General features: G+C 47.0%; 11 protein-coding genes. 9 read left to right on the plus strand and 2 right to left on the minus strand.

Going from position 1 to position 10884, the window contains the following annotated elements; all coding sequences use genetic code 11:
* Positions 1 to 222: 222 nt before the first annotated feature.
* A complete protein-coding gene (locus tag D9T21_RS00200; RefSeq protein ID WP_123323188.1) occupies positions 223 to 528 on the minus strand; it encodes a 4a-hydroxytetrahydrobiopterin dehydratase in 306 nt (101 codons plus the stop codon).
* 289 nt (positions 529 to 817) lie between these two features.
* On the opposite strand from D9T21_RS00200, the gene D9T21_RS00205 reads away from it, so the two are divergent.
* The 9 genes from D9T21_RS00205 to hemN all read left to right on the plus strand — a co-directional run bounded on the left by D9T21_RS00205 (position 818) and on the right by hemN (position 9873).
* A complete protein-coding gene (locus D9T21_RS00205; RefSeq protein WP_123323189.1) occupies positions 818 to 1792 on the plus strand; it encodes a mechanosensitive ion channel family protein in 975 nt (324 codons plus the stop codon).
* A 33-nt stretch (positions 1793 to 1825) separates the two neighbouring features.
* On the plus strand, positions 1826 to 1969 hold the full coding sequence (locus D9T21_RS00210) for an entericidin A/B family lipoprotein (RefSeq protein WP_105935396.1): 144 nt from the start codon (positions 1826 to 1828) through the stop codon (positions 1967 to 1969).
* Between the two features lie 125 nt (positions 1970 to 2094).
* Positions 2095 to 3018 (plus strand): LysR family transcriptional regulator, encoded by a 924-nt coding sequence (locus tag D9T21_RS00215; RefSeq protein ID WP_123323292.1) that lies wholly within the window; start codon positions 2095 to 2097, stop codon positions 3016 to 3018.
* Between the two features lie 303 nt (positions 3019 to 3321).
* Entirely contained in the window at positions 3322 to 3717 is a 396-nt protein-coding gene (locus D9T21_RS00220) for a DUF3718 domain-containing protein (protein ID WP_123323190.1), read from the plus strand.
* A gap of 315 nt (positions 3718 to 4032) precedes the next feature.
* Entirely contained in the window at positions 4033 to 4428 is a 396-nt protein-coding gene (locus tag D9T21_RS00225; RefSeq protein WP_123323191.1) for a DUF3718 domain-containing protein, read from the plus strand.
* A 297-nt stretch (positions 4429 to 4725) separates the two neighbouring features.
* Entirely contained in the window at positions 4726 to 5121 is a 396-nt protein-coding gene (locus D9T21_RS00235; protein WP_123323193.1) for a DUF3718 domain-containing protein, read from the plus strand.
* A 240-nt stretch (positions 5122 to 5361) separates the two neighbouring features.
* Positions 5362 to 5634, plus strand: coding sequence for a hypothetical protein (locus D9T21_RS00240; protein ID WP_164464520.1), 273 nt, complete (start codon positions 5362 to 5364; stop codon positions 5632 to 5634).
* A 128-nt stretch (positions 5635 to 5762) separates the two neighbouring features.
* Positions 5763 to 8342, plus strand: a complete 2580-nt coding sequence (locus D9T21_RS00245) for a TonB-dependent receptor (RefSeq protein ID WP_123323195.1) — start codon at positions 5763 to 5765, stop codon at positions 8340 to 8342.
* A gap of 160 nt (positions 8343 to 8502) precedes the next feature.
* The gene (gene hemN / locus D9T21_RS00250; protein ID WP_123323196.1) at positions 8503 to 9873 is read left to right on the plus strand and encodes an oxygen-independent coproporphyrinogen III oxidase; all 1371 of its coding nucleotides are present in this window, start codon (positions 8503 to 8505) and stop codon (positions 9871 to 9873) included.
* On the opposite strand, the gene D9T21_RS00255 is transcribed toward hemN, so the two are convergent.
* Positions 9870 to 10775 carry a diguanylate cyclase response regulator gene (locus tag D9T21_RS00255; protein WP_123323197.1) on the minus strand — a complete coding sequence of 302 codons (906 nt, stop codon included), beginning with the start codon at positions 10773 to 10775 and terminating at the stop codon, positions 9870 to 9872. The genes hemN and D9T21_RS00255 overlap by 4 nt on opposite strands.
* Positions 10776 to 10884 lie beyond the last annotated feature (109 nt).

The raw sequence follows: 10884 nt of genomic DNA on the forward strand, positions 1-10884 counted from the left end.
TACGACCTTCGGGTTATGAGCCCGACGAGCTACCAGACTGCTCCATCCCGCGTCTGAACTGGTTTGAACCGGACCGCGTAATGCGCTGTGCCGTTCAAGTGGTGCGTATTATACATAGGGATTAGTGGTTGGCAAGGCCTGTTTGGTGAATTGTTTCAATTTTTTGACCAACCGGTTAAATACCCATCACAACGCTTATTAAGCGTACTATTTATTACGTATTTATTTAAAATATAGATTCATTTTTTGCGCCAGTTTAAAGTCCAGCTCGCTGAGGCCGCCCACATCATGGGTGGTTAATCTGACTTCAACTTTATTATAAACATTAAACCACTCAGGGTGGTGTTTCAGCTTCTCTGCCCAGATAGCAATTTGTGACATCCAGCCAAAGGCTCCGATAAACCCTTTAAAAGTAAACGTACAGGTAATAGCATCGCCATCGCGCTGCCAGGCGCTTCCCTCTGCCGAGGTGGTGTTTAAGGCCGCTAGTTGCTCTGCAATTTCAGTATCATTTAGCTTAGTGGTCATAAGAACTCCTTGATTGAAGATGTTAAATATTACCTTAACGAATGTTGGCGGCCTCACAAAGGCACATCAGCTTTCTTTATGCCAGCAACTGTAAAGTAATCCATGCAGCAGGGTAATCCTTTCGTGTTTAGCAGGAAAATTTTACTCACGCGATGCTCCCACCTTATTCAGAACAACTTAAATTCATCAATAAATCATAAAGTTAAATAACAACTATCTATGGTGCAATGCTTGCACTACCCGTTTCAGACAATCAACCCGATGACTCACCGTCTGTTTGTGGAGAATTATGAAAGCACTACAACTCGATACTTTCTGGCAACTAATCAATGAAAAGCTTGAACGCTGGGTCGAAGCAAGTATTAAACACCTGCCTAATATTGCCGTGGCCATTTTTATTGCCATGGCTTTTGGCCTGTTAGCTAAAATTGTCGGTAATCTCGCTCACCGCGTGTTATCCCGCACCTTTGACTCCACCCAGATTGTCGGCTTGCTCACCTCCATAATTAAAGTCGCTATCGCGACCGCGGGTATTTTTATCGCACTGGATTTTATCGGGCTGCGGGGAACAGTAACCTCATTATTGGCCGGTGCCGGTATAGTTGGTCTGGCAATTGGTTTTGCATTCCAGGATATTACCGAGAACCTAATTGCCGGGATTGCCATGGGGGTGCGTAAACCCTTTCAGATTGGCGATGTCATCGAAGCCGAAGGCGTATTTGGTAACGTAGAGGCAATTAACCTGCGTAATACCCATGTGATGACATTCTTTGGTCAACGGGAAATCATTCCCAACAAGATCCTGTTTCGCAACATTCTTACCAACTACAGCGTTAATGGCCATCGCCGCATTGAAGTACCAGTCGGCATCTCCTACGCGGACGATCCTCAGCAAGCCGCCGAAGTGTTAACCGAAGCTGTTAATGAATTTGACTTTGTGATCAGAAAAGAAGAAACCGGTGTGTGGGCTGAGTCCTTTGGCGACAGCAGTATTAATTTGCTGGTCTGGTTCTGGATTGAATACCCGGGCGAGCCCGGTTTTCTGGCGGCAAGACATCAGGTAATCGTTGCCATTCAGAGAGCATTGAGCGATGCTAATATACTTATTCCCTTCCCTATTCGTACGCTGGACTTCGGTGCTAAGGGAGGCGAGAAACTCAACGCTATGCTTAATGATTCTGTTTTACCTGAAAACCAAACAGATGATGGTGCTTCCCAGCCATCGGCTAGTGAAGACGGTGATAGTCCTAGCGATGATAGTTAGAAAACAGTTTTAATTTTTGTTTGGAGACATCCCATGAAGTTTCGTAATGTGCGTCTTTTTTTATTCGGATTAATCGCTGTTGCCGGTATGACAACGGGCTGTGCAACAATGGAGGGACTCGGCAAAGATATTAAAAAAGCAGGTGAACAGCTCGAGGAAGCCGCAGACAAAAACTAAGGGAATTAGCAAAGGCCTAGCAGTGCCCCCAACTGGTCTGACAATCAATCAATGTGATAGAAATGTTGATTTTCTATTAATAATGGTAATAATGATTGCAGTTAACTGGTTGGGCCACTTCTTACATGAATTTAAACCGAATCGATTTAAACCTGTTTGCTGTATTTGATGCCATCTATACCGCAGGTAATCTTACCAAAGCTGCTGATATCCTTTGCATCACTCAACCGGCAGTGAGTAATTCGCTGGCCCGGCTTCGTGATCTGCTCAACGACCCGTTATTTGTCAGAACCGGCCATACCATGAGTCCAACACCGGTAGCACAAAACCTTATCGGCCCGGCTCGTCAGGCACTGGAGCTATTACGAACCAGTGTGTTACAAAGTCGCGAGTTTAATCCGGAAGTAGCTGAAAAAACCTTTCAGTTTGCCTGTCGGGACCTCATTGAAGCCAGCATCCTGCCGCGGCTGATTGCAAAAATTGAAGCTCAGGCACCAGCCATTACCATCACCAATTACGACATTGATAAAAAACAGGTGGTCAATGCCCTGGCCAGTGGACAACTCGATTTTTACGCCGACAGCGAGACACTTACCGATCAGTATCTGGCGCGTCATAAAATAGCTGAAGATCGTCTTGTGGTGGTTGGCCGGCCGGAACATCCGGCATTCAGCGAACCCATGTCGATGGAAAGTTTCCTTACTTATGGCCATATAAAGGTCTCCCAACGCCAGGAACAGGCCAGTGAAGTGGATATTGAATTATCTAAGCTCGGCCACCAACGGCGTATTGCCATGCAAAGCCATCACTTTCTTACCATCCCCAGCGTACTGGTAAAAACGGATCTCCTTGCCTGTTTACCGTCACACTTAGCTAAACATTACAATCTCGCCGTGAGTGAACTCCCCTTTGCTCTGCAGCCCCTTGATTATTATGTGTACTGGCACGTCAGTGCCAACGAAGATCCGGCCCACCGCTGGGTGCGCCAGCAGTTAATCGATATCGCTCAGGCGTTTCTTTCGCCGCCCTTAAATCAACACGCTGCCTGAACTAATTGACATAAAAGGCCTCGCTGTCCCGTGCGAGGCTACCAATAACCAGTTTAAATGCAGGTGAAGCACAGCTATCTGCACATAGTTACATCCCCGCTGAAAATCTACTTATTCATTAATATTCAATGCTCTATACCAATAAAATCAGGGTTCTTCACGCTTAAAGGTATTTACCTTCATAACAATGTATCACCCGCGCAATTTACCAGTAACGCAGACAGAGCTTTAATGAACCTGACAAAACAAACAACTGATTGACCACCTAACTTAACCTATAACCTATCTTTCAAGGAGCTAACCATGTTGAAAATTGTTAAGTCCTCTTTGTTTGCTTTAACTGCATCGCTGGCGCTTACCGGCACCGCGAATGCTAATGTAGAAGAAGCGCTGGCCAACATCTGTACTATCGTAAGTGCCGATGATAAAGGCGAGTTACGTAAGAAAATGCGGGCTGTTCAATCGGACTACCGTCTCAAGCTGCGAGACTACTACTCAGGTATTTCATGCAATGGTCAGAGCTTAATCCGCACTGCCCTGCAAAATAATGCCGTTGAGGTTGGCACGCTACTGGTGAAGAAAATGCCTAGCCGTGAGCTGGGCGAACCAGAGCAAGACGGAAAAACGCTGCAAGCGTGGATCAATGAAAATGGTCTGCAGGACCATGCCATTGCCAAGGAGTTAATGGACCGTCTGTAAGGCGGCCACCGTACCCATTTCATGATAGCCATGTAAACAGTTCAACATGGTTGCAGGGAATTTAGCAGTCCCCTGCATTTAGAAGGCGCCGAGAGGCGCCTTTTTTCTTTGTGTTCCAGACCTGTTCTCAATGCAAACCACAACACATTGATTTTACTTACCTTTGCGCCAGCGAAAAAAGGTATTGAGTCCAATACCAATGTATCACCTGAGCTGTTTAATCAGCCTTATACTTTAGGTTTAATAGACCCAACAAAACAAAGCAAACAAAATTATTTCCCTTAAAGGCTGCTAAAACTAACGAGGATTACCACCATGTTGAAATTTGCTAAAACTACTGCTCTTGTATTAACTGCTTCTTTTGGTATTAACGCCACTGCCCACGCTAACGTGGAAGAAGCTTTAGCTAACATTTGTACTATTGTAAGTGCTGACGACAAAGGCGAGCTGCGTAAAAAAATGCGTGCCGTTCAGTCTGACTATCGTTTGAAACTGCACGATTACTACTCAGGCATTACCTGTAATGGCCAAAGCCTGATCCGCACCGCGTTACAAAATAACGCGACTGAAGTAGGTACTCTGCTGGTGAAAAAAATGCCCAGCCGTGACCTGAGCGAGCCGGAAAAAGACGGTAAAACACTGCAAGCCTGGATCAACGACAACGGTCTGCAGGATCACGCTATTGCAAAAGAAGTGATGGATCGTCTGTAAGACATCATCCCCCTCTTTCATGATAACCATGTAAGCTGTTCAACATGGTTGCAGGGAGCATAGCAGTCCCCTGCATTGGAAAGGCGCCGCAAGGCGCCTTTTTCCTTTCTGGCTGGACAATAAAAACTCAACCCACTGATTTTGAAAGTAAAGCTACTCAAAATCCAGGTATTAGAATAAATACCAATGTATCAGCCCTGCTGTTTAAGCGAATGTTAGTTTGGGGTCTAATAGCCTCAACAAAACAAACAAAACAAAACAAAATTTTAAGACTGCTAACTTAAAAGGATTACTACCATGTTGAAATTTGCTAAAACTGCTGCTGTTGTATTAACTGCTTCTTTCGGAATTAACGCCACTGCCCACGCCAATGTGGAAGAGGCGCTAGCCAACATCTGCACTATCGTAAGTGCTGATGATAAAGGCGAACTGCGTAAAAAAATGCGTGACGTTCAGTCTGACTACCGTTTAAAACTTCGCGATTACTATGCTGGTATTACCTGTAACGGCCAGAGCCTTATCCGCACCGCGTTACAAAATAACGCGACAGAAGTGGGTACCCTGCTGGTGAAAAAGATGCCAAGCCGTGATTTAAGCGAACCAGAGCAAGACGGTAAAACACTGCAAGCCTGGATTAACGATAATGGCATGCAAGACAACGCCATTGCTAAAGAAGTACTCGCCCGTCTATAAGACTGATAACGAATTCATGATAGCCATGTAAACATTTCAACATGGTAGCAGAGCTCCGGGCTCTGCGGTGGGGCGCCTCAGGGCGCCTTTCCTTTATTTGATAACTCACCACAAAACATACACTTACAGATGTAACGTATTAACTTGAATACCAATGTATGATTCTCAGTGTGTCATCACATCTACAACTAAGGTGTAATGACATTGTTGCTGACCGAGATCAATAAAAGCGAGCATATTATGAAAATCAAAATCGTTACCCTTAGCCTGCTGACCTGCTGTTTATTTACAGGCACAACCATGGCCAACGAGCATAATATCCAACCTGCTTCTGTTGACAGTGCTCCACAACTGGTCAAAAAGCTACGCGCCGACTCTTCGCGTCTGCCGGTTGACCAGTTACTCAATAAGTACATCAAAAAAAATAATCGGTCAGAAAATACTTTCACAACAGCGCCAGCGTTATCTTTGAACGGTGCTAATCAACAGCCGGGACAACAAGCCGGTCGGTAAACTACTACCTGGCCAACCCTGTACCAATTATTAGTTATCACAATTTGTTGCATTCATTTACTACCCCTCAGGCCTAATTGTCACTACACTATGCGCCAATTACTGCCGATAAAAAGTCAGGGCGATCTATGCAACAACCTCAGTCTTCTCAATCTTCGTACCACTCACGAAAGCTTGTGCCGGCAATGTCATTACTGGCTACCGCGATACTCTCTTCTTCAGTGTTTGCACAATCTTCTCCCACGACATCTGAGTCCGGGTTGGAAACCATTGAAGTTACCGCACAAAAGCGTTCGCAAAACTTGCAGGAAGTGCCGGTAGCAGTTACCGCTCTTAGTGGTGAGCTGTTAGCAGAAAAAGCCAGTTTCGATATTTTTGATATCGAACGCAGTGTCCCTACCCTGTCAGCTTTTCAGAGTCAGAGTGCAACCAACAGTGCCTTCGCCATTCGCGGGATTGGTACTTCATCGCAAAACTTTGGTTTTGAGTCCTCGGTGGGATTGTATGTTGATGGTGTTTATCGCGCGCGCCAGAACTCGGTGATTAACGATTTAGTGGATATCCAGTCGGTAGAAGTACTGCGAGGACCACAGGGCAGCTTGTTTGGTAAGAATACGCCTTCCGGTGCAGTGGTTATTAATACCGTTAATGCCGATTTTGATGGCCGGGGCTTTTTTCAGGTCACTGCCGGCAATTACAATACGCTAAATATAAGCGGTGCTAAATCGGTCACCCTGATTGACGACGTACTGGCTATGCGCGCAAGCGGCTTTACCGCACGCCGTGATGGCTGGGTAACCGATCAGACCCACCCCGGCAAAGATCTTAACAACCGCGACCGCTCAGGTTTTCGTCTGCAAGCGTTGTATACCCCCACAGATGCACTATCGGTTAGAGTTATCGCCGACTATGCGGAGCTCGACGAGCGCTGTTGTGCGGCGCTCACCTGGCAGGGTAACGCCCAGGCAAACGAGATTGCAGGAAAGTATGGTACCGATAGCCTTATCGCGTCGCCATTAATAGGTGGCCGCGTATTTACCCAGGCGCAGTATTTTGATTTCACCACGGCGCTTAGCACCTCGCCGCGTTCAGCCATGCAAGATAGGGGGCTATCTGCAGAGATCGACTGGCAAATCAGCGACACCTTATCGCTGGTGTCGGTCAGTTCACTGAGAAAGTTTGATAGCTTTGACTATATCGACTCTGATTTCTCCGATGGCGAGCTATTATCCACCACCAATGACTCGGCACAGCGCGCGGTGACTCAGGAACTCAGGGTTCACTATGCCTCGCCCTCGTTATCTGCCATTGCCGGTGTCTTTTACTTTCATCAGCGCCTTGACCTCGATTTCAATAACATGATTGGCAGTGATTTTCCGGCCTTTTTTGCCACCAGTGCAGCCGAACTCCAGCCTCTTATTGAAGGGATTAACACGCTAAGTACATTAAGCGGTGGCCTGATAGCACCGGTTGCGCCGGCCACACCAGGCGGCACCGACTTCCCGCACAGTGCCGATCAGACCCAGGACAGTTATGCGGTATTTGCCCAGACAGACTGGACGTTTCTGCCACAGTGGACCCTCACTACCGGGATCCGCTGGACCACCGAAGATAAAACATTAAATGGCGAATTCAGCGAAGTTGGGCCGGGTATAAATGGTTTACCTACTCAACCGCAAGACATTCCTAACCCCTATGCCGCTGTACCAGCTTTAACGGATATCGCCACGGCACTTGCCACCATGCAAATGCCCGATGCGGATTCACTGGCAGCCATCGCACCGTTTCAGAATCCGGGCTGGGGATTTTATTTTCTTAATACAGCTTCCATCCTGCCGCGGCCGTCCATGCAGGAATCCTTATCCGACGACAATGTTTCCGGCACGGTTAAAATTAGTTACCAGCCCAATGATGAACGCCTGATATACCTGTCCTGGGCGAATGGATTTAAGTCTGGTGGCATCAATACCGACCGTATAGCGCCTGGATTCGATCCGGTATTCAAAGCCGAAACGTCCCGGGCCTGGGAGTTAGGTGTGAAGCAGGAATTCCCTGACTACAATTTACGCTTTAATCTTGCCCTGCATAAAACCGATATCGACGACTTTCAGGCATCCACTTTTACCGGGACTGGCTTTAATCTGCAAAATGCTGGCAGTATCGGCACCAAAGGCGTTGAATTCGATTTGGTCTGGTTACCCGTTGCCTCTACCCAGATATCGTTAAATTTTGCCCGCACACTGGCCACCTTTGACGAGTTTGACAATGGTACCTGTTGGGTTGCCTATACCTGGCACACCGGGATTGACGATCCGGGCCGGCAAAACGTGGAAGATCCTTATTGTTCACGGGCTGGCGATCGGGTCGGTTTTGAACCAGAAACCCGTTATACACTGGGTCTTGAGCATTATATTGATGTCTTTGACTTCCCCACCACAGTGCGCGTGGATTATCTGTACACCGGTGATCTGTTCATGGATGACACCAACGATCCCTACAAACATCTCGACAGCTTCGATCTGGTTAACGCCAGTTGGATGTGGGAAATGCCAGCGTGGGACAGCCAGTTAATTGTCTGGAGTAAGAACCTGTTTGGTACCGAGTACGTGGCTAAAAATGGTTTTGATGTACCGGTTCAGGCGGGCAAGATTATGGCTTACCCTGGCATGCCACGCACCTGGGGCATTACCCTGAGAACCCACTTTTAATTACCCATTCAGTTACCCGGTGTTCCCTTTCACCGGGTAACTAATACCAATTCGCCGCTATTTATTGAACGAGATCAAATTGTCTTTGCACAGAATCTGTATGCTATGGCTTATCAGGAACTATCCGGTTCCCATAACGATAAACAAATGAATTCAGGCTATGCAAACTATCGATTTTTTTGACCCGGCGCTACTTAACAAATACAACATCAACGGCCCGAGATACACTTCGTACCCTACCGCTCTGGAATTTAATAACGATGTGAGTGATGCCACCCTGCTAACGGCCGCACAAACCAGTCCTGCGCAGGATTTGTCGTTATACGTGCATATCCCGTTCTGTCATTCGCTGTGCTATTACTGTGGTTGCAATAAGGTCGTTACCCGCCACGCCGATAAGGCAGACCGTTATCTGGATTATCTGAGTAAAGAGATTACCCTGCGTGCAGCCGCTTTCGGCCATTATACAGTTCGGCAGTTACACCTTGGCGGCGGTTCACCGAGCTTTCTTTCTCCTGAGCAACATCAGCGTTTAATGGCACTGTTAAAAGATGCCTTCAACTTTGCTGACGACGCTCAGTGCAGCATCGAAATAGATCCCCGCACAGTCGACACCGACTACATCAGCGCCCTTGCCAACGTGGGCTACCGCCGTATCAGCATTGGCGTACAGGACACCGACTATAACGTTCAACAAGCGATTAACCGGGTTCAGAGTACGTCACATATTGCCATTCTGGTAGAGCATGCCAGACAGGTTGGCTTTGAATCGGTAAACCTCGACCTCATTTATGGTTTGCCCCATCAAACCGAGGAAACCTTTAAGACTACCCTGGCGGCAGTAAAAGCCATGGAGCCAGAGCGGGTTTCACTGTTTAGCTATGCACACCTGCCGGAGCGTTTTGCCGCGCAGCGTAAAATTAAAGATGAATGGCTGCCTTCTGCCGAGCTTAAACTGGCATTAATGAAACAGGCCATGGCCACCCTGAGTGAGGTAGGTTACGAACTGATTGGCATGGATCATTTTGCTAAGGCCGACGACGAACTCGCCGTCGCTCAACGTCAGGGTGAGCTGCACCGCAACTTTCAGGGCTATACCACCCGTGGGGATCTCGACCTGCTCGGTTTAGGCGTTTCGTCTATCTCTGCGGTTCACAATATGTACGGTCAGAACCCTAAAACCCTTAACGATTATTACGCAGCGCTGGATGAACCATCGAACCTTACTAGTAAAGGTGTGTTATTAAACCGCGATGACATGTTGCGCCGACAGGTCATTATGCAACTGATGTGTAACCTGAACCTGGCCATCTGCGATATCGAGTCAGAGTGGGATATTGATTTTAACGCCTATTTTGCTGATGCCATTGCGGCTTTGGATCCCTTTATAGACGATGGGCTGGTATCGGTCACCGCGCAGCATATCCGGGTAGCCCCAAAAGCGCGCTTACTGATCCGCATCATCAGTATGTCTTTCGACGCCTACCTGGCCAAACAGGTTCATCAGCGTCGATATTCACGGGTAATTTAACCTGCTCCGCCGGGCTTTAAATAACTGCCAACCGGATTAGCAGCCAGTGACGCATGGCACTGGCCCATCAATTCATCCATATTGTAGCCAGTATTGCCATCGCAACTGGCTATAGACGACTTAAAGCGGATGTTTAACGGTAATTTTGTGCCACTGCTGAAAAGATACTTGCCCATGGCATCACTCACTTTGTCAGTAAATTCCAGTCCTTGCTGTTCACTAACATTAGGTAAACTGACAGCAAAAGTGGCACCACTTATCCGACAGCACTTGGCCAGCGGCAGGGTAAGTTGGCCCTCAATTACCCGGGCAACCGCCTGAATAGCCTGATTGCCCTGATGAAAGCCCTGATGTTCGTTGATATCGTGGATACCGGCAATTTTTATCAGCAACATCGAAAACGGCTGATTATTGATTTGGCAGTACTGCAGATGCTCGCTGACTTCTTTCATTAAATAATGCTCGGTCTTCATACCGGTAAGCGGATCGTCATAACCAGTATGAAACATCGAATCAGCAACAATTTTGCTCTTCAGTAAGTTCTCAGCACGCTGCTTGAGGGTATTACTGATAACCGGCTTCTTTACAAAGTCATTACCACCGGCAATCCAGCAGGCTTCCTGAATATTGCGCTCAACCGAAGAGGTAATAAACAAAATGGGGATTTTAACAAAGTTGTTGTTGGCGCGGACTTTTTCGCAGAATTCCAGGCCCGACATATCCGGCATCTGAATATCCAGCACAATCAAATCAACCGGATGAACTGCCAGAAAATTAAACGCCTCCTGGGCATTTCCTGCTGCTTCACAATGACAGATGTCGCTTAATACTGCTATTAGCATCAATCGTGTAATTTCATCGTCATCAACAACTAACACTGAACATTGATCGATGTGTTTCACCTAGGTACTCCGAAACCACATTTTTGTTAAGTTATATACGTTCCTTTAACAAAGCGCTATACAACTTTAGTAGTCATTATTTTGACGCATGACAATTTATTGACATTAG

Origin of the sequence: Marisediminitalea oceani (genome assembly GCF_003731635.1) — a bacterium.
Classification (GTDB): Bacteria; Pseudomonadota; Gammaproteobacteria; order Enterobacterales; family Alteromonadaceae; genus Alteromonas; species Alteromonas oceani.

Excerpts from the sequence above, each read along its gene's own strand:
- D9T21_RS00200 (WP_123323188.1), bottom strand. The coding sequence starts at position 528 with ATGACCACTAAGCTAAATGATACTGAAATTGCAGAGCAACTAGCGGCC.
- D9T21_RS00205 (WP_123323189.1), top strand. The coding sequence starts at position 818 with ATGAAAGCACTACAACTCGATACTTTCTGGCAACTAATCAATGAAAAG.
- D9T21_RS00210 (WP_105935396.1), top strand. The coding sequence starts at position 1,826 with ATGAAGTTTCGTAATGTGCGTCTTTTTTTATTCGGATTAATCGCTGTT.
- D9T21_RS00215 (WP_123323292.1), top strand. The coding sequence starts at position 2,095 with ATGAATTTAAACCGAATCGATTTAAACCTGTTTGCTGTATTTGATGCC.
- D9T21_RS00220 (WP_123323190.1), top strand. The coding sequence starts at position 3,322 with ATGTTGAAAATTGTTAAGTCCTCTTTGTTTGCTTTAACTGCATCGCTG.
- D9T21_RS00225 (WP_123323191.1), top strand. The coding sequence starts at position 4,033 with ATGTTGAAATTTGCTAAAACTACTGCTCTTGTATTAACTGCTTCTTTT.
- D9T21_RS00235 (WP_123323193.1), top strand. The coding sequence starts at position 4,726 with ATGTTGAAATTTGCTAAAACTGCTGCTGTTGTATTAACTGCTTCTTTC.
- D9T21_RS00240 (WP_164464520.1), top strand. The coding sequence starts at position 5,362 with ATGAAAATCAAAATCGTTACCCTTAGCCTGCTGACCTGCTGTTTATTT.
- D9T21_RS00245 (WP_123323195.1), top strand. The coding sequence starts at position 5,763 with ATGCAACAACCTCAGTCTTCTCAATCTTCGTACCACTCACGAAAGCTT.
- hemN (WP_123323196.1), top strand. The coding sequence starts at position 8,503 with ATGCAAACTATCGATTTTTTTGACCCGGCGCTACTTAACAAATACAAC.